Origin of the sequence: Erysipelothrix inopinata (assembly GCF_014396165.1) — a bacterium.
In the GTDB taxonomy this organism is placed as follows: domain Bacteria; phylum Bacillota_I; class Bacilli_A; order Erysipelotrichales; family Erysipelotrichaceae; genus Erysipelothrix; species Erysipelothrix inopinata.
Genome location: NZ_CP060715.1, coordinates 149,965 through 172,493, shown reverse-complemented (window position 1 = coordinate 172,493; position 22,529 = coordinate 149,965). Strand labels below are relative to the sequence as shown.

Sequence of the window (22,529 nt, the reverse complement as noted above, 5' to 3'; positions counted from 1 at the left end):
AAGATTAAAAGCCTTTCAGTGCAATTTTTAGTTTTTATGTGTTATTTCACAAGAGTGCTTTCAGTAGTCTATGCTATAATAATTGAGGTGATAAAATGGATATGATAGAAGAACTTAATCCTCAACAAAAAGAGGCTGTATTAACCCAATCACAACATGTACGTGTGATTGCGGGAGCAGGTAGTGGTAAGACCCGTGTACTTACAACACGAATTGTGCATTTGATTCGAGATTTGGGATATTTCCCTTCCCGTATTTGTGCAATTACATTTACCAATAAAGCTGCGAATGAAATGAAAGAACGTATGGAAAAGATGCATCCTGATGCTGTGCGTGTGCATACATCAACGATTCACTCTCTTTGTGTACGTATTTTAAGAGAAGAATATGATGCGGTAGGACTTATTCGAAATTTTATAATTTTAGACAGTGCCGATCAACAATCCATTTTACGTGATGCTTATAAAGAATTTCAATATGATCGCAAAGAGTTACCGATGCGTGATGTTTTAAACTATATTAGTAATAATAAAATTGCGGATGTGAGTGTCAACCAAGCAATCATGCTTGCGGGTAATGATACTTATGAGTCGCGTAAAGCAAAAGTGTATGCTTATTACATGAAACGTTGTAAAGATATGTCGGCATTAGATTTTGACGATCTTTTAATTGTTGTGAATAAACTTTTTAAAGAAGATGAGCGTATTCGCCAAAAATGGCAACGTCGTTTTCAAGTTATACTTGTGGACGAGTTCCAAGATGTGGACATGATTCAATATGGAATCGTTCAATCCTTAGTTGGTGACGAAAACGAATTATATGTTGTGGGAGACCCAGACCAAACTATTTATACATGGCGTGGTGCAAACGTAAACTTTATCATTGACTTCGATCAACACTATGCTGATGCAAAGACGATTGTTTTAAATCAAAACTATCGTTCGAGCCAAAATATCTTAGATAAGGCTAACCGCTTAATCGTAAATAACTCAAATCGTCATGAAAAAGATTTATTTGCAAATAAAACAAATGAGCATGAAGTAACATACCAAGGTTTTGATAGCGCTGAGGAAGAAGCAGCATGGATTGCGAAAACAATTAATGAACTTAAACATGATGGTGGCAGTTATCTTGATTCTGCTGTGTTATATCGTTCGAACTATCTTTCTCGTGCTCTTGAAAAAGCATTGGTCTCTCGTCAAATACCATATGTTGTGTATGGCGGACTCCGGTTCTATGATCAAGCGGAAATCAAAGACATGATGAGTTACCTACGAATGATTACACATGCCGATGATCTTGCATTGCGTCGTAGTATTGGCGTACCTCGTCGAGGCATTGGTGAAAAGTCGCTGGATACAATAAGTCTGACAGCTCGTGATCGAGGAATTACGATGTATGAATCCATGCTTATTGATGTCCAAGACGGAAGTGCGAGTCCTAAGGTTCGAAAATATGTCAACATGATTGAATCTTTCAAACAAATGGCACAAACACTTCCCGTTGATAGACTGATGCGTAATGTGCTTGAAGAGAGTGGGTTGAAAGCTCATTTTGAGAAACTTGAGGAAATGGAACGTCTCGCAAGTATTAACGAATTAATACAGGATGCGGTTCAATTTCAAAAATCATATGAAGATTCAGGTCTGGAAGAATATATCCAGATGATTAGCTTGTATTCAGACAAAGAAGATGTTGTGACGGGTGATTATGTTCGATTAATGACCATTCATGCTTCAAAAGGACTGGAATTTGAGAATGTCTTTATTCTCGGATTGTCTGATGATATTTTCCCAAACAGAAACAGTATTCGCGAAGGAAAAGATGGCATTCAAGAGGAACGTCGTCTCATGTATGTTGCGATTACTCGTGCACGGGAACGTTTGTTCTTAAGTAATAATTTTGGGTTTAATTTCGCAATATCGGGAACGCCTCGAGTATCACGTTTTATAAAAGAAATGGGATTTGAGGAAGGAAGCAAGAATCCGTTTATGGGTTCATTGGAAATGGATTCATTTGTTGACGTTTCTGTTGAAGCCTATGAGAGAGAAGCCGGATTTATACGAAAAAATAATAAGTTTAAAAAAGGAAACATTGTGGTGCATACGGAATTTGGAGAAGGCATTATCATTAATGTAGAAGATGAAATGATGCGTGTTGCATTTAACTTTCCATATGGCACACGAACCATATCTAAAAAATTTCAGGGAATTGCCCTTAAAGGAGACCTATCATGAGTCAAAATCGTATCTTAGAATTACGTAAATTACTCCATCGTTACAATTATGAATATCATGTCAATGATGCACCAACGATTCCTGATACAGAATATGACCAACTCCTCAAAGAATTAAATGAGTTAGAGGCATTACATCCTGAGATGGCGGATCCAAACTCACCAACTCAAAAAGTAGGAGGCGTTGTCTCAGATAAATTTGAGAAAGTGGTACACCGTTTTCCAATGTATTCTTTAGGAAATGCATTCTCTTTTGAAGACCTTAAGGAATTTGATTCACGAATCCGTCAAAGTTATCCTGGGGCAGAATATGTTGTTGAGCTTAAGATTGACGGTCTCGCCATGTCATTGGATTATGAAGATGGTCAGTTTACGCAAGCTGTGACTCGTGGTGATGGTACGGTTGGTGAAAATGTCAGCAGTAATGTGCGTGTCATTCAATCGGTACCCTTATCATTAAACGAACCAGTGGACGTCACGGTTCGAGGAGAAGTATTTATGCCGAATGCATCCTTTACACGTGCTAATGAGCTGCGTAAGGAAATGGGCGAACCTTTATTTGCAAACTGTCGTAACGCAGCAGCTGGCACAATTCGTCAACTTGATTCTAAAGTAGTAGCATCTCGAGGTTTAGATGCATTTTGGTACACACTTGTGAATGCTGAAGAACTCGAAATTGAAGGACAGTATGAAGCGTTAACGTATCTCCATAATATTGGGTTTAAAACAAATCCAGAAATTAAAAAATTTAAAACAATCGCTGAAGTATGGGAACGTGTTCAAGAAATTGAGGCATTGCGTGATCAGTACCCTTACGATATTGATGGTGCAGTTATCAAAGTTAATCAATTTGCCATTCAAAATGCACTTGGATTTACGGTGAAAACACCACGTTTCGCGATTGCTTATAAATTTAAAGCAGAAGAAGTCAAAAGTCGGGTTGAGGATATTTTCGTGACGGTGGGGCGTACAGGGAAAATTACTCCTAATGCGAAACTTACACCTGTTCAAATATCTGGATCCCTTGTAAGTTATGCAACACTGCATAATGAAGACTATATTCAACGTAAAGACATTCGCATTGGTGATGATGTCTTGGTTCGAAAAGCGGGGGAAATCATTCCCGAAATCGTTTCGGTGGATGTTACCAATCGAACGGCAGCGCAAGTTCCTTATAAATTTCCAGAAACATGTCCAACATGTGATGGACCGCTAGTCAGAGTTGCTGATGAAGCCGACCACTACTGTGTCAATGCTGATTGTCCTGCAAAAATTGTTGAGTCTTTGATTCACTTTGCATCGCGTGAAGCAATGAATATTGATACATTGGGGGAGAAACGTGTTCTTCAACTTCACGAAGCAGGCTTATTAAATACGATACAAGATATTTATACCTTGCATCTTCATAGTAATCAATTACAAACTCTTGAAAAAATGGGAGATAAGTCAGCTGAAAAATTACTGACAGCGATTGAAAACAGCAAACAAAATACCATTGATAAATTGATTTTTGGTTTGGGAATTCGTCATGTTGGATCAAAGACTTCGGCAGTCCTTGCCCGGCACTTTAAAACTCTTACAGCACTTATGGAAGCAACTCAGGAAGAACTCCTAGAAATAGAAGAGATAGGAACTGTTATCGCAGATTCGGTTGTTTCTTTCTTTAATGTTGAAGATAATGTAAAATGTGTACAGGACCTTATTGAATTTGGGCTTAACGATGAATATGTTGATGCTCAAGTATCACAGAAATTTGAAGGGTTAAAATTCGTACTAACAGGAACGTTACAAGAATTGACACGTTCTGAGGCGAAAAAACTTATCGAAGCACAGGGAGGTTCTGTCAGTGGTAGTGTGAGTTCGAAGACAGATGTTGTCGTCTACGGAGAAAGTGCAGGTTCTAAACTTGCGAAGGCACAAGAACTGAACATTCAAACATGGGATGAAGCACAGTTCATCCAAGAGGTAAATTCATGAAGAAAATCATACTAGTGCTAATGATGGCTCTTATTCTTGCCGGATGTAGTAATAAAACAGAAGAAACTAAAGAAGAAGAAAAGGAAAACCAATCCGTTGTCTCAGGGGCAAGTGGGGATTATTCAATCTTAATTCCTTATAAAACGTCGCCGCTACGTCAAGCGTATGCTGCGAGTTACCGTGAAATTGATATGATGGAAATTGGTGGACGTCTTCAAGAAAAAACAAAAGAAGTTTATGATCCGGGTAAATACTACATCTCAGATGGAAGTAAAATTACGCGTGATCGATATGAGAATCTAAAAAAACGTAAAAGTGATAAGAATACGATAGGTCTTAATCTTGAGAGTGGACAATCATATACTGAAGTTATCACAATGCCAGATAAAAGCAAAAAAGAAGTGGTGATTCCTGATCCTGTATTCGTCAGTGATATATATGAATTGAATTTTCATAAAACTAAAAATCCTGAAGCTATTGATGGTACAGCATTCGCACTTGTTTTAAAACGCAATCAAATCATTGATGCAGAGCATGGTACTATTCATCGTCTCGCTGATGATACTTTATTTGAAGTTGCATCCATTGCGATTGGACGACAATTTGAAGCGTATCTGAGAACACTTGATGGTATGAGTGATGTGCCAATCTATATTGCATTCTATGTTCAAGAAAGTGATCTCGATAATTTACCTGGGAAATACACACCAGGACACTATATTGGACATGGATATTTTGAGAGTGAACGTTCGGGTGGAGACTTTGTTCGTGATAATGAATCATGGGTCATGTTGAATACTACCGAAGCTTCGAATAATTATTCTGAAGTTTATAATGAATTCAACCTCTTCAATCGTACTGTTTCGACATTTATGAAAGATGAGCACGTGGGTGTGGTAGGTCAAATCTTTACGGTCAAAAACAAACCGGAAAAAATGAAGATTGAACTCACAACTGGTGCGAAGACATATCAAGAAATTTACGGATTGGTACAGTATACTGCAGATGAACTCAGTCGCTTTGACAACTTCCAAATGCCGATTACTGTCGACGTAAAAATATTCCAAAATACACAGGCAACAATTACCAAAAGACCGGGACAAACTCCAGTCATTCAATTTATAAATTAGAGGTGACTATGAAAAAGATAGATAAAAATTTAATTGAAAAATTGTCGTCAGATTTGATGTTAACACTCACTGATGATGAAGTTAAAGATATTGAAGCAAACATTCCTATATTTACAGGGTACATCCAACAACTTCAATCCATCGATACTGATGGTGTAGAAGCAATGAACTATCCATTTGATGCACCAACATCATGGTTACGTGATGATGTTGTGAGTCATGTTATTGATCAAGAGCTAGCATTTGAGAATGCTCCTACTCGTGAGGGTGACTATTTTGAAATTGTGAAGGTGGTAAATAAATGAGTGATAATCAAAAAAGACTTCATGAAGTCAATGAAAAACTAAATGCTATTGTTAGTTATGTTGAACTTGAAACGTCAGGATCTGGCTTAATCGAAAATTGGGATGTTGCCCTAAAAGATAATATTAATATGAAGGGAACACTTACAACCGCAAGCTGTGAACTTTTATCGAATCATCTTTCCATTTACAATGCTACGGTAGTTGATAAGTTATTAGCAACAGGTGCAAATATCTGTGCTAAGACTTCCATGGATGAACTTGGTATGGGTGGTACAAATCTTTCCGCAATAACAGGTCCGGTTAAAAACCCTTATGACCTTGATCGTATATCTGGTGGATCATCAGGTGGATCTGCTGCACTCGTTGGTGCTCATGCAGTTCGTGCTGCTTTAGGTACAGACACAGGCGATAGTATTCGTAAACCAGCCGCTTATTGTGGCGCTGTAGGTGTAAAACCTACTTACGGTCGTATTTCGCGTTATGGTGTTATTCCATATGCATCATCTTTAGATCATGTTGGATACTTTACTCAAAATGTTGAAGATGCTGCAGTAATGCTTGAAGTCTTGGCAGGAAGAGATGACTTAGACATGACAAGTTCTTTTGAACCTGTTGAAAACTATGCTGCACTTCTTGATCTTGATCTTAAAGGAAAACGAATTGGTGTCTTTAAAGATGTTCAAGATGTAATCGGAAATGAATCCATGCGTCAACAATTTGCATCACTTTGCGAACAACTTGAAGCACAAGGTGCTATTTTAGTTGATAAGCATATGAACGTTGAACTATTGCGTGCGATGTTACCAGTTTACAGTGTAATTTCAAACTCTGAAGCAGTTGCAAACCATGCTAATCTTGATGGTGTTCGTTACGGGAAATCACAACCTGGTGATGATCTTGAGAGCATTATGAAAGCAACACGTAGCCAAGGATTTAGTTCAATGATTAAACGTCGTTTTGTATACGGTGCTTATGCACTTGATGATGACAATCAAGAAGATGTATTCAATCAAGCAAAACGTGTTCGTCGTATGATTGTGGATGCTTATGCAACAATGATTGAAGATGTAGATATCATGTTAGCGTGCGCATCAGGGGTTATTGCTCCTAAATTAAATGAAAACACACATAATGAACGCTCAGATGAATACTTAATTGCTGAGAATCATATGGTTATTAATAACTTTACGGGTTACCCAAGTATGACAATTCCATTTGGTTATGTTGATGACATGCCAATTGGTTTAAATATCAGTGCTAAACCATTCAAAGAAGCAACAATGTTTGCTTATGCGAAAGCAATTGAAACACAAATTAACTGGAAAGGAGAATTCTAATGAATTACGAATCCGTCATTGGAATTGAAATCCACTGTGAATTAACCACAGAAACCAAAATGTTCTCGGGAGCTCCCTTAGCTTATGGTTCTAAACCAAATACGGCAATCAATGAAATTGATTTGAGTATGCCTGGAACCTTACCACAAGTTAATAAACAAGCAATCTCTTATGGTGTAATGCTATCGAAAGCATTGAAATGCGAAATTGATGATTTAGTTCGTTTTGATCGTAAGAACTATTTCTATTCAGATTTACCTAAGGGATACCAAATCACACAACAATTCTATCCTCTTGGACAACACGGTAGCTTTGATATCTTTGTAAATGAAACATTGAAAACAATTCGTATTAACCGTCTCCATATGGAAGAAGATACAGCAAAACAATTTCACGAAGGTGATAAGACACTCATTGACTTTAATCGTGCAGGAACACCGCTCTTAGAGATTGTAACTGAAGCAGATTTTAGAACGGGTGAAGAAGCTGCGGCATATGTTGATGCATTGCGTCTTCTTGTCATTTATTTGGGCATCTCAGATGGCCGTATGGATGAGGGATCATTACGTTGTGATGTGAATATTTCATTACGACCAGTTGGTCAAGAAGCATTTGGAACGAAAGTTGAAATTAAAAACTTAAACTCGATTAATAATATTCAAAAAGCAATTGAATTTGAAACTGTTCGTCAAGCGGAAGTACTTGATGCAGGGAATAAAGTGATCAGTGAAACACGTCGTTACGATGAAAAAACACAAGAAACAGTAAGTATGCGTGTTAAAGAAACAACTGTTGATTACCGTTACTTTGTGGAACCAAATATTCCACCAATTCGTATCCATCCTGATGTTCTAAATCAAGAAGTCCGTGAATTGCCTGTTGCGAAAATTGGTCGTTATATGGATGAATATGAATTAAGTCACTATGATGCATCAGTTCTTGTGAAGAACCCTGAACTTACAGAGTATTTTGAAACAGTAATCGAATCAATGCAAGCGTACAAGCTTATTGTAAACTGGTTAACTCAAGATATTATGGCAGCTTGGGACCAAAAAGGTGACCAAAGTCTCTCTGAATGGATTAAGCCACAATACTTTGTAGATTTCTTAAAGGCAATTGAATCCAATACTATTTCATCGAAACAAGCAAAACAAGTGTTTGCGAAGATGTTAGAAGGTGGCGAACCAAACAAGATTATTAAAGAATCGGGAATGGTTCAAGTCAACGATGAAGCAGTTATCATTGGTTGGATAGAAGAAGCTCTTGAGAAAAATCCTCAAGTTATTGACGACTATAAGAATGGACTTGATAAGTCAATTAAGTTTGTTGTTGGTCAAGTTATGAAACTATCTAAAGGTCAAGCTAACCCACGACTCAGCAATGAGCTCGTAATTAGAGTGCTTGATAACAAATAGAAAATACTATACAATTTGTAGAGAAATGGGAGGATCAACATGACTCAAAAAACAGATCCAAAGAAACAACCTTCAAATAAAGATAAAAAAACCAAAAAACATGATTGGTCGTTTTATGCGATCATTATCTGCCTTGTTATTATTGCAATTCCAACTTCATATATAGGAATTACCAGTATTAGTGCATTTATGCAACGTGGGAAACCAATTGTTGGCAATCGCTTTGATGATGAACCAAATCCGAAAATTCAAGATGCACAAATTAAATCTCTCGCAGATACAATTGGCGGCGTCGCAAATGTCGAAACAGCAAATGTTAATGTCGTGACAAGTACAGTACGTGTCAATATTAAAGTCTCAGAAGATCTTGCGAAAGACAGCTATGATGATGTGGCTCAAGAAGCGTATGCAAAAATTGTGGAAGCTTTACCTGTAGAAACATACTTTACTTCAGATGAAGACAACAAGCGTTATGACATTGAAATTAATATTTATAACATATTGAAACCTACTGAAGAACAAGCGGATAGTGCTTATCACTATCTCTATGCTAAAAACTCAACAGTACAACAACCATCAGGTCAATTCTTATCAGAAGCAATTTCACCAGAAATGGTAGAAAAACTTAAAGAAGCTGAAGAAGCTCGTAAAAAGGAAAAAGAAGCAGGCAAACAACCCGCTGAAGTTCCTACAAACGAAGCAGGCGCTGACACAGAATTAGGTGAGTAATCATGTTAAAAAGTGACACTATTGTTATAGCGGTCACTTTTTAATGTGGTAAAATAATGATGATGACAATAATTAAAGAATATTTAAAAGAAGGGATGACACTCATTAAGGACAATGTTTTGTTCTTAATGATTGCCATGTTATTTTTACCGGACTATCTTTTATATCCATCACTGTTAATCTGTGGTGTTTTTGTTACGTATGAGTATATCAAATACAAAGCCTTCCGATGGAGCTTCTTCTGGGTCTTATGGATTTATTTAGTCATTGTGTCGTGGGCGAGTGGTAACTGGTTTGGATTGGGAGCCTGTGTTGTTCTATTATTCATAAACGGGTATGCATTCTCAATCCATAGGCGTATCACACCCTTAACGTACATGAAGCTTCAGTATTATATAGTTTGGTCTTCGTTATTCAATTTCTTCTTTAACTTTATCCAATACAAGCCAGCATGGTTTAAAAGCTTAATGGCGACGGTAGAATCAATGTTAAACATTGATCATCTCCCATCATGGCATTTACCACCTTATGGTAATGGCTATTACCGTGCTTATTCAACATTTGATAACCCAAACTTTTATGCATTTATCCTTATGATTGTGTTACTTGTTTGTTTTAATCAGATTCAATTTCAATTAACATTTAAAAACTATTCTCTAGGTATGTTCTACATCGCTGCATTCATTATTAATATGTATGCTCTGTTCTTAACAGAGACACGTGCTATTGTTGTAGCGCTCCTTGTGGGTCTTGTAGTTATTATATTTATCCAAAGGAAGTGGCTGCAGCTGAAAATTTTGATGTTGTTGGGAAGCATTGCAGCAATCTTCATATTAACAAACCCAACATTGTTCCCTCGTTTTATGCAAATTACGGAGCATACTTCGATTCGCTTAAATATATGGGAAACAGCGTTGATGCAAATTGAAAAAGAACCATGGTTTGGTAAGGGTTTGTTTACCTATGCGTTCTTGTTCGATAATACTCACGCCCATAACATTTTCATTGAATCACTTCTAAGTTTTGGTGTTGCGGGAACAGCAATATTACTTGCGTGGTTTACAGAACGCATGCAAACAATCTATAAAACAGGTTATTACTTGGATTATCCATTAGCATTCGCTGTGCTTATTGCAACGATAACGTATGGTGTTATGGATATACCACTCTTATATGTACAAACAAGTTTTCTTCTGGTCGCAATCTTTTGTCTTCCAGATCGAAATATTGAAACAAAAGTGCTTGAAAATAGTGAGCAAAAAGAGTCTTCTTAGAAGGCTCTTTTTCTATAAATTAAGGCTTTCTAAGGCTCTACAACTGTGATATAAATTAATTTGGTAATTATTTAAAAATAGGACTTGCGTTCCCTTAAGTGATATGTTATATTTTATAGGCACTAAGTCGTGCTTGATTAGCTCAGCAGGTAGAGCAACTGGCTGTTAACCAGTGGGTCGTAGGTTCGAATCCTACATCAAGCGCCATGTATGGCCCGTTGGAGAAACGGTTAACTCACATGCCTTTCACGCATGCATTCACGGGTTCGAATCCCGTACGGGTCACCATATATTAAATTATCTCATTGATTCATTCAATGAGTTTTTTATGTCTTAATATAATTGAGCCATAAAAGTATATGCTATAATACAACAAAGATATGGAGTGTAAGATATGAGTGTCATTAATAGGAAATTGGGAGTGAAGTTAAAACATTTTAGAAATCTGAATGGTTACTCCCTTAGTGAAGTAAGATTAATGGTTGGAAAATCTAAATCAGCGATTCATGCATATGAACAAGGAAAAGTCTCTATTTCGATCGATACTTTGGTAGAATTATGCAATGTATATGGTATAAATTATGTGGATCTTCTGAGAGATGTTAATATCTAGAAAATTTATATATTTATATATATTTAATCCATTTGAGTTGATATAGCAGGTATCGATGAAAATAAGTCCTCAATCACACAACTATTTTAGGATACAGTTCGATTCCCGTACGGGTTACCAACTTTATACGCGAATCTAATACTCTTGAAAAAATTAGATTATTAATAAGCTTGATTATTTTTAACAATTAAGTTTACTTACTAAAATACTATCATTTAAATTATTGAAGGATACTAAATAGGAAATAACATCGCCCTTGACTGAGTAAAAATATCATGTTAATATGGGGGCGAGGTAAATGAAACAAAACTTTGACTAAGTTTTGCCTATATTTTGACCTCCTTTAACAGGTAGTGATAAAACACTTCCTGAAGCTAATGTGATGATCCTTATCGACAGGTGATTCATCCAGCTTTAGCAGCGGTTTTATGGTTGACCGCAGTCGATGTAGGCCTTGTCAGCTGAATAGAATACCATTACTATATTATTTCAAATAAAGGCTCGTAAGAGCCTTTATTTATTAAGTGGAGGGGAATAATGCTTGATGAAGCTCTAGAAGTTTTTAAGCAGTTATGCGATCATACATTCGCTGTCGAATTCCAAGTTAAGGGTAAAAATGAGACTAAAAGAATTGAAATTAATTTTGAGAAAAAACAATTCTATCATCTTGCTGGATTACACTACCTTACGGATATTAAAGGTTTATTGAGAGGTTCGCCACAAAATGTGTTCAATAAATTAATCAAGGATGAAAAACTAAGGAACATAGTTACTCGTAGTTCACACTATTGTGAAATAGAATCAAGAATAGAAAATATTGCTAATTTTCAAAATACACTAAATAGAATGACTGAAATCTATAAGTACAGGCGACCGGAATGGTCGAATATCGATGCTGATTATGTAATTAGATCCAGAAGTGATGGTAAAACTTCATATTATTTTTTAGTTTGCGATATCACAGGCTACTATGTAGGGAATTCTACTATCAATGATCCGAGAACTTTTGTACATGGAAAATATGTTAATGATACAATTTATAAAAGATTCATACCAAAACGTAATAAAATCTAAGCAACAGGACCTCATTAGAGGTCTTTTATTTGTGTTAAATATAAAGAATGAACTGAAGATTAATAATTTGAAATAGAATTTAATAAAAAAAAGTATAGTTCATTATCGATAAACCAAGTTTATTGGGAGTATATGCTATAATACAACAAAGATATGGAGTGTAAAATGATGAATCAATTCAATCAACCAATCGGACCGAGTATCGAAGCAGGTATTTCCTTTAAGTATCCAGATGTAACGTTGTTAGAGGGGCGTACATGTCGTTTAGAACGACTTAATCTAAATAAACACGCTGATGGTCTCTATGAGGTCTTTGGGCCGACAGCGCCGTTAGAAAACTGGACATATATGGGTATTGATCCTTTTCAAGATAGAGATAGCTTTGATGCTTACTTTAAGAATATCGAAGAACAGTTTAAGTCATGTTTTTTCGCCATTATAAATAATGAGAATAATGAAGTTGTAGGAAGTATTGCATTGATGCGGATTGATCCTGATAATGGTTCGATAGAAATTGGATATGTAGTGTATTCACCCAAACTTCAAAAGACGGTAATGGCAACGGAGGTTGTCTATCTTTTGGCACGATATGTGTTTGAGGATTTATCTTACCGTAGATTAGAATGGAAATGCGATACTTTGAACGAACCATCTTATCGTGCAGCTTTACGTTATGGCTTTAGTTATGAGGGAACATTTAGAAATGCACTCATCTATAAGAATAGAAGTAGAGACACGGCATGGTTTTCAATTATTGATTCCGAGTGGCCATTCAAAAAAACACGTTTTGTACGATGGCTTGATGAATCAAACTTTGATAGTGAAGGAAATCAACGCCGTTCATTGAGAGATTTCTAGCTATAATAGAGACTAAAAGGGTGATTAAAAGGGCTTTTAAAAATAAATATTAAAAAAATGAAAAAAGTCCTTGTCATCCATCAGACACTATGGTATATTTTATAAGCACTTGATTTGCTTGATTAGCTCAGCAGGTAGAGCAACTGGCTGTTAACCAGTGGGTCGTAGGTTCGAATCCTACATCAAGCGCCATATGTGGCCCGTTGGAGAAACGGTTAACTCACATGCCTTTCACGCATGCATTCACGGGTTCGAATCCCGTACGGGTCACCATTATATAAATTATCTCACTGATTCAGGTCAGTGAGTTTTTTTTATGTAAGCAGGATAAATATTTTCAGGAACTTATAAAGTGTAATTGTGATAAAATATGAGTATTGAAACTAAAGATGTTTCATAGAAAAAGAGGTGTATTATGGCAGATAATTATGAACTACCACTTAGAGGTGACGTTAAATTAGAAGACACATGGGATCTTACCCCAATCTTTGAAAATGATAATGCATGGCATGATGAGTTCAAGAGAATTGATGAACAGCTTGATCAAGTTGTGCAATTCAAAGGAAAGCTAACGCAATCTGCGGAAGCACTTTTAAAAGGACTTAAATTTCGTGATGACTTAAGTTATCGCTTTGGACTTATTTATGTTTATGCACATTTAAACTTTGATGTTGATACAACCAATTCAACATATCAAGCAATGAACAGTCGTGTTCAATCTTTAATGGCTAAATTTGGTTCAAGTTTTTCATTCTATGATTCAGAAATTCTCGCAGCTGATGAAAAAACAATTCGTGGCTTCTTGGAAGGAAATGAAGCACTTGGGCTTTATGATCATGAATTCGATCGTTTATTTAAGTCTAGAGCTCATATCTTAAGCGAAAAAGAAGAACGTATCTTGGCTGCAACTTCTGAGATTAATAGTGTTCCTTCAACAGTCTTTGGAATGTTAAATAATGCTGACATCCAATTCCCTAAAGTTACAGATGCAGAGGGTAAAGAAGTTCAATTATCACATGGACGTTATGCATTATTACTTGAAAGTAATAATCGTGAACTTCGTAAAGCTGCGTTCTTAGGAATGCAAAATACTTATGGTAACCTTAAGAACACTCTTGCAAGCACACTAGCAGGTAATGTGAAGGTTCATAATATCAATGCTCGTTTGCGTGGTTACGAGTCAGCACGGCACGCTGCATTAGCTGAAAACGATATTGATGAATCTGTTTATGATTCATTGCTTGAAGGAATCCATGGAAACATCGGGTTACTTCATGATTATGTAGCATTACGTGAAAAAGCTATGGGACTTACAGACATTCAAATGTATGATATTTATGTACCGATGGTAGATGAAGTTGACCTTAAGTTCACATACGAAGAAGCACAACAAATCATTCTTGAAGCCTTGAGTGTTCTTGGTGAAGAATACTGTGCTGTATTAAAACGTGCATTTGATGAACGTTGGATTGATGTTGTAGAAAATAAAGGAAAGCGTTCTGGAGCATACTCGTCAGGAACTTATGGTACTGCGCCTTACATCCTGTTAAACTGGCAAGAAAACATTGATAATGTCTTTACGCTTGCTCATGAATTAGGACACTCAGTACATTCATACTTTACGCGTAAGTATCAACCCTTTATTTATGGTGATTATTCAATCTTTGTGGCTGAAGTAGCATCCACAACTAACGAAAATCTCTTATTAAATTACTTACTAGATCAATATGAGGATCCAAAAATTCGTGCATACCTTCTAAACCACTATTTAGATACGGTTAAAGGTACGGTATTTAGACAAACACAATTTGCTGAATTTGAATATCTAATCCATAAAGCAGATCAAGAAGGAGTGGCACTGACTGCAGACTACCTTGTAGAGACTTATTACAATCTTAATAAATTCTATTATGGTGAAGCAATCTCAACTCATGAAATTGGCTATGAGTGGGCACGTATTCCACACTTCTACTACAACTATTATGTTTACCAATATGCAACAGGATTCTCAGCAGCGACATTGTTTAGTGAATCCATCTATAATGGAAATGATCCAAAACCTTATCTTGATTTCTTAAAATCAGGTAGCAGTGATTATCCAATCAATGTTCTTCGTAAAGCAGGGGTGGATATGACAGAATCAACAGCTGTTGATACAACACTCTCAACCTTCAAGAAACGCCTTGAAGAACTTGAAACACTTATTATTAAGTAAGAAAAAACCGTAATCTCAAAGATTACGGTTATTTTTTATCATAAATCGAATAGACGGCTAATACACACGCGTCGATGGTTTCAAAGCCAAGCGTATGAGCAGCATCAAGGAACGCATCATCGAAGGTTCCTGGTTGAAGCCAGAGCTTCGTGATTCCTTTTGTTTTCATATCTTCAAGCATGGTAATACCAATTCGAGGGTTAACTACCATGACTGCAATATCAGGTGTCTTAGGTAAATCGAGAACACTTGCATAGACAGTGTCTCCATCTACTTCAGTATATTTTGGATTAATTCCCCAAACAGTTTTTCCATGTTCTTTAAGTTTGCGATATATTTTGAGTGCGTATTTTTCGGGGTCATCGTTGATGCCGAAAAGTGCATAAGTTTCTGATTGATTTAAGAGTTCATAAGGTGTCATTTCTGTTTCCTCCATTGTTTCTAGTACTATTATCCTCAATTTAAAACGAAACAACAAGAAAAGTGAGAAAAAAACGTGATTTTGGGTTACGTTATTGCTTTCACAGACTTCAACACAACGATAAACGTTAATTAATTTATGTTTCACGCTTTCATTTATCAAAAAGACACTTTTTCATGTCATTGTGAATGAATCTTAAAATGAAGTTTGATATGCTAAAAATAGTTTTGGGAAGGGTGGTGTCACATGATTATTGTATACGATAGTCTCACTGGACAGTGTGAACGATTTGCATCACGCTTGGGTGAAACTGTGGTGGATATTTTAGATTATGAAGATGACAATGGCGAGGATGTATTGCTTGTCACGAGGTCATGGGATTTTGGAAAAGTTACGGACGAAGCTCGAGAATTTCTGGAATCACATTCTGAAAAAGTAAAAGGTGTCGCTGTCGGTGGTAATCGAAACTGGGGTACTAATTTTGGTGCCGCTGGCGTGAAAATTGAAAAAGAGTATGGGATTGAACTGATTCTTAAATTTGAAGGATCAGGATTCAGCCAAGATGTAGAGTATGTAAAAGACTGGATCAATAAGTATAAGGAGAGAGTATCATGACAGTACAAAATAAGAGTAATCAAATCCCTGAATGGGTTATCCTGAACAACCAAATTCTTGATGGTGATGGAAACATCAAAGATTTAAATAAAGACAAAGAAGCGGTTCGTTCATATTTCTTAAATCACGTTAATAAAAATACCCAATTCTTTCATTCTTTGGAAGAAAAAATTGAGTATCTCACCGAAAATGGTTACTATGAGACTGAATTTTTAGATAAATATGATTTTGAGGAAATTCGTGAAGTATACGATATTGCCTATGATGCGAAATTTAGATTCCCAACTTATATGGGGGCCTTCAAATTTTATAATGATTATGCGATGAAATCGAATGATTCGCGTCGTGTTTATCTTGAACGTTATGAAGATCGTTTATCAATCATTGCACTTTATCATGCTGATGGTGATGTAGAGCTTGCGAAGCGTCTTATTAAGTCGTTGATTGCTCAAGACTTTACACCTGCTACACCAACACTTCTCAATACAGGTAAGAAAAAACGTGGTGAATTTGTGTCATGTTTCTTACTTGAAGTTGATGACTCGTTAAATGATATTGCACGTGTTCAAGAATTTGCAATGCAACTCTCGAAATTGGGTGGTGGTGTTTCCATTAACCTTACAAACCTTCGTGCTAAGGGTGAGTCTATTAAAGATATTCCTAACGTAGCCAAAGGGGTTGTCGGAGTTGCGAAACTCTTAGATAATGCCTTCCGATATGCTGATCAAATGGGTCAACGTCAAGGGGCGGGAGCTGTTTACCTTAACGTATTCCATTCAGATATTGAGGACTTCTTATCAACGAAGAAGTTGAATGCTGATGATGATGTTCGTGTTAAGACTTTATCAATGGGTGTTGTAATGCCTGATAAGATGATTGAACTTGCTCGTGAAGATAAGGATATGTACGTATTCTATCCTCATACAGTTTATCAAGAGTATGGTATTCCATTTAGTGATATCGCAATTGATATGGATAAATGGTATGAGACTCTTGTCAACAATCCTAAAGTTCGTAAGCGTAAAATTAATCCGCGTAAACTCTTTGATATGATTGCGCAACTACAAGGTGAATCAGGATATCCATATATTATGTATGCTGATAATGTTAATAAAGAAAATCCACTAGCAGACCCAATTAAATTCTCGAATTTGTGTACAGAGATTCTTCAACCTTCCATCGTATCTCATTACGCAAACTATGATAAACATACGGAAGATGAAATTGGTCTTGATATTTCATGTAACCTAGCAAGTGGTCATATGGGAAACATGATTAAAAATAATTCGATTCAAGAAACTGTTTTTGCAGCGATGGAAATCATGAACTCTGTTTCTGAAAAAACAAATATCTCTCATGTTCCTGCAGTAGCACGTGCAAACCGCATTATGCATAGTGTTGGATTTGGAATTATGGGTCACCATGGTTTTATCGCAGAAAACTTCATTAGCTACGGTAGTCCTGAAGATATTGATTTAATTGATGTATTCTTTAACATTGTAAATTACCATAGTCTTGTTCATTCAATGGAAAAAGCGAAAGAAACTGGCGTTAAATTCTACGGATTTGAACGCTCAAAATATGCTGATGGGAGTTACTTCAATGATCGTGGGCAAGTATTGCCACAAACAGATGTAATCAAAACAATGTTTGAGTCGATTGATATTCCAACTGATGAAGATTGGGCACAATTAAAACAAGATGTTATTGAACACGGTTTATACAACTCAAACCGTCTTGCAGTTGCTCCTAACGGATCGATTGCTTATGTCATGAGTGCAACACCTTCATTGACACCTATTAAGCAAATTGTTGAGGAACGTACTTACGGTAACTCAAAAACATACTTCCCAATGCCTGCATCTGATGTTGCTGGGTTTATGTATGAATCTGCTTACTCAATGGACAAGTACAAAATAATTGATGTTATTGCGACAGCTCAAAAGCATGTGGATCAAGGTATCTCATTTGAGTTGTGCATTACCTCAGATGAAACTACTCGTAGTTTACAGAAATATTATTTATATGCACATTATCAAGGGATTAAAACATTGTACTATACACGTACAAAGAAACTTAATATTGATGAGTGCGAGAGCTGTGCAGTTTAGGGAGGACGAAAATGTTAGATCAAATTAATAAAACTCGTTCAGATCGTAGCTATGATGGTGCGAACTGGAACGAACACGAAGATAAATTTACACAAACTTTTTATGAACAAAACCTCAGTCAATTCTGGCGTCCTGAAGACATTAGTCTTCAGCCGGATTTGAACTTGTGGGCAAGTCTTTCTCCAGAAATTAAGCTCGCTTATGCTCAAAACCTGGTTGTCCTCACGTTCTTGGATACCTATCAAGGAGATATCGGAATGCCTGTTGTATCACGTTCGATTGCACCTGAGTATCACCAACGTAAAGCAGTTCTTAACTTTATGGCAGCAATGGAAAATGCTGTACATGCGAAAAGCTACTCAAATATCTTTATGACATACATGTCTAATGATGATATTGAAGACCTCTTTGCATGGGGACAAGACAATAAGAACATGCAAAATATCCTTGCATTGATTGTCGGGTACTATGAGAATTTAGATCGTCTTAATTACAAGCGTCAATATCAAGGCCTTGATGGTGATGTGAGTGATTATGAATATAATGTTGCACAATGGAAAGCAATGGTTGCTTCAGTATTCTTGGAATCATGCTTATTCTATAGTGGATTTTATTACCCACTTTACTTCTATGGCCAAGGAAAATTAATGCAAGCTGGAGAGATCATTAACTTGATTCTTCGTGATGAAAGTATTCACGGTTTGTATATTGGAAACTTGGCAATGGAACTGTATCGTGAGTTTGATGAAAAAACACAAAAGGAATTGTACGAATGGCTTACAACATATCTTGATGAAATCTATCAAGAAGAAGTTGAGTTAATTGAGTTTATTTATGATCCTGTTGATTTATCACATGATGTAAAAATATTTGTTCGCTATAATGCAAATAAGGCAATGATGAACTTGGGATTCGATCCATATTTCGAATATGAGGAAGTAAACCCAGTTGTCTTAAATGGATTAAATACTGAAACAAAAACAATGGATAACTTCTCGATGAAAGGAAACGGTTATCAAAAAATGAAATCAGAAAGTCTAATGGATAATGATTTCTACTTTGATGCACCAAGGATTAAACGATGAGTAAAGTAATTATGTTAACACAAGATAAATGTCCAAAATGTACTGCATTGAAGAGTTATCTTGAAATGGGATTAAGAAATAAATATCAAGAAGATATTGAAGTCATTCACCGTCAAGAAGACCCTGAACGCTTCATGGAACTCGTTCAGAAGCACAGTATTATGGCTACCCCGGTACTTATTTCTGAAAATGAAGTCCTTGTAGATACAGCACCTTCTAAAGTAAGTGTGTTTTTAGAAAAAAACGTTTAGACTGGAAAACCTCCAGTCTTTTTGTTACATTATTAAAGAGGTATCTATGAAAAATTTTATTCAAAAAGCAAAAACACTTCATAAAATGATGTCTTCTAATGAGGGGACTCTTTTTACGTATGCCTTTGCGTATTCTATAATTGTGGGTGTCGCTCCGTTTATAATCATAGCCGTAGTTTTTGTGGGAACGTACGCGTATGATGTTAACCAAATTGTGATGTTTCTACAACGATATGTGCCGCGTGATCTTATTGAACCCTTCGTAACGTATATTCAAGCGTCTCAATTCTCAAATATCTGGCTCATTATTTCTTTACTGGGAGTGAGTGTTTGGGTTGCTTCTAAAAGTATTTATTCTTTTTTATTATTAAGTAGTGAACAGGATGAAGTTAATATTAGTGGGATGATTCTGAGAATTCTATCCGTGGCTTATTTTGTGTTGTTGCTGCTAGGATTAACATTAGTCGGCTTTGTCGTCAATTATATTTCGATAAGTTCGCGATTTGTGATGCCAATTCTATTGCTCTTGTTCTTCACGGTATTTTATCGTTTACTATCGTTTCGTTTTACGCGATTCAAAGATGTCTTTCCAGGAGCTTTCGTTACAGCCGTTGTATTAACGCTCCTTGGACGTTTATTCTTTGTATATATTAATGGATATTCGAACTATGAAACGATTTATGGACCGCTGGCATCGATGATGATTATGTTGATTTCTGGCTGGTTTATTTCTTGGGTAATATTCTTGGGATATTGTATTAATTTGGTAATGCGTGGGGAAGAGCCGCGTCGTGCCAAAAATAGACTGATTAATTTCTTAGAAGAACCACGTTTACTGGGTAAACAAAAATCGGAGGATGATCATGAAACAAACGCTGATTAATTTCTTCTCGAATAGTGGTGTTCAAACAGCACTGTTCAAAATCTTATATGTTGTGATAGTAATTGGAGTGACGCGACTACTGGTCCGTTTCTTAAACAAGACGTTGAAGAAAATATTTAAAAATAAAGAACTCGATCAGAAACAAAAAACATTGTTTCCAATTGTGAAGAATGCTTTTAAGTTTCTTATTTACTTTATTGCCTTCTGTTTCTTATTAGAAATATTAGGAATCTCAACAACACCATTTTTAGCAATTGCGAGTGCAATGAGTGTCGCGATTGGGTTTGGTGCTCAACAACTTGTTAAGGATCTCATTTCGGGTTTCTTTATCCTTGTAGAGGATCAATTCAAAGTGAATGATGTTATCTCGGTTGAAGATGTTACGGGAACTGTTGAAGAGATTAGTTTTAGAACTACGAAACTGAGAAATGGTCTTGATGGGGAACTGTACATTATTCCTAATGGTGAGATAAAGATTGTTAAGAACAAGACGAAAGACTTTATGAATGCCGTAGTTGATATTCCCATTCCGTATGAAGTTGATGTGGATCGTGTCTTAGAAATCTTAAATGATGAATTTAAAAACTATTCAAAACCAGGAATTACTTACAGTCGATTAGAAGTAGTAGGGATTACTTCTTACAATGAATTCTCATATGGCGTTCGTGTAAGTTGTAAAACAGCTGTTGGTAAGAAGTGGGAAATTGAGATGGAGTTACGCCGTCGTATTAAGAAAGCATTGGAAAAAGAAGGTATTGATATTGCCTACCAAACCATGCGGGTAGAATTAAATGAAAACGAAAAAAAATCAGCTTAGTCGGCTGATTTTTGTGTTATATCACAGAATGTTGCTCGTGTTACAGATTTGAGGTCGGTAGGATTGATTTCAATTTGTTGGCCAATCTTGCCTGTTGAGACAATGATTGTGTCTAATTTGAGTGCTGCATCGTCAATGAGCGTCGGGAAGGCTTTCTTCATTCCAATTGGTGAGCATCCCCACGTACATAACCTGTGAGATCAAAGAGTTCTTTAACGTGGAGTAATTCTAATCGTTTGACTTTGAAGCCTTTGGCTGCCTTCTTCAAATCAATGTGCTCATCAACAGGGATGAGGGCTACATAATGTTGGTTGTCATTTTGTAATACAATTGTTTTATAGACTTGTTCATGGGGCTTATTAATTTGATCTGCAACATGGATGCCATCAACATGAATGGCATCAGAACTATACTCATGCATTTCGTAAGAAACTTTCTTTTGGTCAAGGATACGCATTGCGTTTGTTTTTTTAGCTTTCATAATATCACCGTACTTATCATAGCATGTTTTCAAGTTGATTTTAATTTGAAAACTTGCTATTGTGTCGTTATCAAGCAAAGTAGATAACACGCGTTAAGTGCTAGATGGATGGGAAGTTGCCTTTAGACGAAACTTAGTGTGCGATGTGTTATTGCCTCCGTTGCAATATTACTTTCTTCATGCTTGAACAGAAGGAGGTTTGTTTTATGAATACACGAAAATTAGTGCATCTTGCGATGTTTGTAGTCCTTGAGGTGGTGGCTTCGCGCTTCATTTCAATTCCACTTCCAACGTTAAAGATAGGTGTAACTTTTATTCCAATGGCCCTATGTGGGTATTTTTATGGGTATCTTCCAAGTATGGTGGTTGCAGGACTTGCAGACATCATCGGTGCGACACTCTTTCCACAAGGTCCCTATTTTCCGGGTTTTACGATATCAAGTTTGTTAATTGGGTTATCTTATGGGCAACTCAAAGGGAAAGACAATCTTTTAAAGCATATCGTAATTGCAGTATTGTTTAATTCTCTGATTGTGAATTTAGGATTTAATACACTATGGCTCGATATGATGTATGGTAAGGGGTTTTTAGCAATGGTTCCTGTTCGTGCAGCAAAAACGGCGATTATGATTCCAATTGAGATAGTTACAATTTATGCAGTGTTAAAAAGTGTCAAACGAATGAACCTCGATTAGAAGGAGA

General features: G+C 36.3%; 22 protein-coding genes, 4 tRNA genes and 1 riboswitch. Of the genes, 23 read left to right on the top strand and 3 right to left on the bottom strand.

What is annotated here, in order from left to right; all coding sequences use genetic code 11:
- Nucleotides 1-95: 95 nt before the first annotated feature.
- The 16 genes from H9L01_RS00855 to pepF all read left to right on the top strand — a co-directional run bounded on the left by H9L01_RS00855 (nt 96) and on the right by pepF (nt 15,163).
- On the top strand, nt 96-2,237 hold the full coding sequence (locus H9L01_RS00855) for an ATP-dependent helicase (RefSeq protein WP_187534072.1): 2,142 nt from the start codon (nt 96-98) through the stop codon (nt 2,235-2,237).
- Entirely contained in the window at nt 2,234-4,213 is a 1,980-nt protein-coding gene (gene ligA / locus H9L01_RS00850; protein WP_187534071.1) for an NAD-dependent DNA ligase LigA, read from the top strand. The genes H9L01_RS00855 and ligA overlap by 4 nt, the downstream gene beginning before the upstream one ends.
- The gene (locus H9L01_RS00845; RefSeq protein ID WP_187534070.1) at nt 4,210-5,343 is read left to right on the top strand and encodes a CamS family sex pheromone protein; all 1,134 of its coding nucleotides are present in this window, start codon (nt 4,210-4,212) and stop codon (nt 5,341-5,343) included. The genes ligA and H9L01_RS00845 overlap by 4 nt, the downstream gene beginning before the upstream one ends.
- 8 nt (nt 5,344-5,351) lie before the next feature.
- Nucleotides 5,352-5,648, top strand: coding sequence for an Asp-tRNA(Asn)/Glu-tRNA(Gln) amidotransferase subunit GatC (locus tag H9L01_RS00840; protein WP_187534069.1), 297 nt, complete (start codon nt 5,352-5,354; stop codon nt 5,646-5,648).
- Nucleotides 5,645-6,985: an amidase family protein gene (locus H9L01_RS00835; RefSeq protein WP_187534068.1), complete on the top strand. Its 1,341-nt coding sequence runs from the start codon at nt 5,645-5,647 to the stop codon at nt 6,983-6,985. Before H9L01_RS00840 ends, H9L01_RS00835 begins: the two co-directional genes overlap by 4 nt.
- Nucleotides 6,985-8,400, top strand: coding sequence for an Asp-tRNA(Asn)/Glu-tRNA(Gln) amidotransferase subunit GatB (gene gatB / locus H9L01_RS00830; protein ID WP_187534067.1), 1,416 nt, complete (start codon nt 6,985-6,987; stop codon nt 8,398-8,400). Before H9L01_RS00835 ends, gatB begins: the two co-directional genes overlap by 1 nt.
- Nucleotides 8,401-8,439: 39 nt before the next feature.
- Entirely contained in the window at nt 8,440-9,129 is a 690-nt protein-coding gene (locus tag H9L01_RS00825; protein WP_187534066.1) for a hypothetical protein, read from the top strand.
- Between the two features lie 56 nt (nt 9,130-9,185).
- Complete coding sequence (locus H9L01_RS00820) at nt 9,186-10,403, top strand: O-antigen ligase family protein (RefSeq protein ID WP_246449101.1); 1,218 nt, start codon at nt 9,186-9,188, stop codon at nt 10,401-10,403.
- Between the two features lie 131 nt (nt 10,404-10,534).
- Nucleotides 10,535-10,610, top strand: a tRNA-Asn gene (locus H9L01_RS00815).
- A 5-nt stretch (nt 10,611-10,615) separates the two neighbouring features.
- A tRNA-Glu gene (locus H9L01_RS00810) sits at nt 10,616-10,691 on the top strand.
- A gap of 106 nt (nt 10,692-10,797) precedes the next feature.
- Complete coding sequence (locus H9L01_RS10955) at nt 10,798-11,016, top strand: helix-turn-helix domain-containing protein (protein WP_187534065.1); 219 nt, start codon at nt 10,798-10,800, stop codon at nt 11,014-11,016.
- Nucleotides 11,017-11,553: 537 nt separating this feature from the next.
- A complete protein-coding gene (locus H9L01_RS00800) occupies nt 11,554-12,090 on the top strand; it encodes a PBECR4 domain-containing protein (RefSeq protein WP_187534064.1) in 537 nt (178 codons plus the stop codon).
- Between the two features lie 165 nt (nt 12,091-12,255).
- Entirely contained in the window at nt 12,256-12,948 is a 693-nt protein-coding gene (locus H9L01_RS00795; RefSeq protein ID WP_187534063.1) for a GNAT family N-acetyltransferase, read from the top strand.
- 116 nt (nt 12,949-13,064) lie between these two features.
- A tRNA-Asn gene (locus H9L01_RS00790) sits at nt 13,065-13,140 on the top strand.
- Between the two features lie 5 nt (nt 13,141-13,145).
- A tRNA-Glu gene (locus H9L01_RS00785) sits at nt 13,146-13,221 on the top strand.
- A gap of 142 nt (nt 13,222-13,363) precedes the next feature.
- Complete coding sequence (gene pepF, locus H9L01_RS00780) at nt 13,364-15,163, top strand: oligoendopeptidase F (protein WP_187534062.1); 1,800 nt, start codon at nt 13,364-13,366, stop codon at nt 15,161-15,163.
- Between the two features lie 28 nt (nt 15,164-15,191).
- On the opposite strand, the gene H9L01_RS00775 is transcribed toward pepF, so the two are convergent.
- Nucleotides 15,192-15,599 (bottom strand): CoA-binding protein, encoded by a 408-nt coding sequence (locus H9L01_RS00775; protein ID WP_246449091.1) that lies wholly within the window; start codon nt 15,597-15,599, stop codon nt 15,192-15,194.
- A gap of 231 nt (nt 15,600-15,830) precedes the next feature.
- Here H9L01_RS00775 and nrdI point away from each other — a divergent pair, with 231 nt between their 5' ends.
- The 6 genes from nrdI to H9L01_RS00745 are packed head-to-tail and all read left to right on the top strand — an operon-like array spanning nt 15,831 to nt 21,346.
- Nucleotides 15,831-16,199 (top strand): class Ib ribonucleoside-diphosphate reductase assembly flavoprotein NrdI, encoded by a 369-nt coding sequence (gene nrdI, locus H9L01_RS00770; protein ID WP_187534061.1) that lies wholly within the window; start codon nt 15,831-15,833, stop codon nt 16,197-16,199.
- Nucleotides 16,196-18,310 (top strand): class 1b ribonucleoside-diphosphate reductase subunit alpha, encoded by a 2,115-nt coding sequence (gene nrdE / locus H9L01_RS00765; protein WP_187534060.1) that lies wholly within the window; start codon nt 16,196-16,198, stop codon nt 18,308-18,310. The genes nrdI and nrdE overlap by 4 nt, the downstream gene beginning before the upstream one ends.
- An 11-nt stretch (nt 18,311-18,321) precedes the next feature.
- The gene (gene nrdF, locus H9L01_RS00760; protein WP_187534059.1) at nt 18,322-19,395 is read left to right on the top strand and encodes a class 1b ribonucleoside-diphosphate reductase subunit beta; all 1,074 of its coding nucleotides are present in this window, start codon (nt 18,322-18,324) and stop codon (nt 19,393-19,395) included.
- Nucleotides 19,392-19,646 carry a glutaredoxin family protein gene (locus H9L01_RS00755; protein ID WP_187534058.1) on the top strand — a complete coding sequence of 85 codons (255 nt, stop codon included), beginning with the start codon at nt 19,392-19,394 and terminating at the stop codon, nt 19,644-19,646. Before nrdF ends, H9L01_RS00755 begins: the two co-directional genes overlap by 4 nt.
- 46 nt (nt 19,647-19,692) lie before the next feature.
- The gene (locus tag H9L01_RS00750) at nt 19,693-20,529 is read left to right on the top strand and encodes a YihY/virulence factor BrkB family protein (RefSeq protein ID WP_187534057.1); all 837 of its coding nucleotides are present in this window, start codon (nt 19,693-19,695) and stop codon (nt 20,527-20,529) included.
- On the top strand, nt 20,510-21,346 hold the full coding sequence (locus H9L01_RS00745) for a mechanosensitive ion channel family protein (RefSeq protein WP_187534056.1): 837 nt from the start codon (nt 20,510-20,512) through the stop codon (nt 21,344-21,346). Before H9L01_RS00750 ends, H9L01_RS00745 begins: the two co-directional genes overlap by 20 nt.
- Here the strand turns inward: H9L01_RS00745 and H9L01_RS10920 are convergent.
- On the bottom strand, nt 21,343-21,507 hold the full coding sequence (locus H9L01_RS10920) for a YbaK/EbsC family protein (RefSeq protein ID WP_343062647.1): 165 nt from the start codon (nt 21,505-21,507) through the stop codon (nt 21,343-21,345). The genes H9L01_RS00745 and H9L01_RS10920 overlap by 4 nt on opposite strands.
- Nucleotides 21,504-21,827 carry a YbaK/EbsC family protein gene (locus tag H9L01_RS00740; protein WP_343062645.1) on the bottom strand — a complete coding sequence of 108 codons (324 nt, stop codon included), beginning with the start codon at nt 21,825-21,827 and terminating at the stop codon, nt 21,504-21,506. Before H9L01_RS00740 ends, H9L01_RS10920 begins: the two co-directional genes overlap by 4 nt.
- 73 nt (nt 21,828-21,900) lie before the next feature.
- A riboswitch (THF riboswitch) is annotated at nt 21,901-21,992 on the top strand.
- Between the two features lie 41 nt (nt 21,993-22,033).
- Between H9L01_RS00740 and H9L01_RS00735 the strand changes: the two genes are divergently transcribed.
- Complete coding sequence (locus H9L01_RS00735) at nt 22,034-22,522, top strand: folate family ECF transporter S component (RefSeq protein ID WP_187534055.1); 489 nt, start codon at nt 22,034-22,036, stop codon at nt 22,520-22,522.
- Nucleotides 22,523-22,529 lie beyond the last annotated feature (7 nt).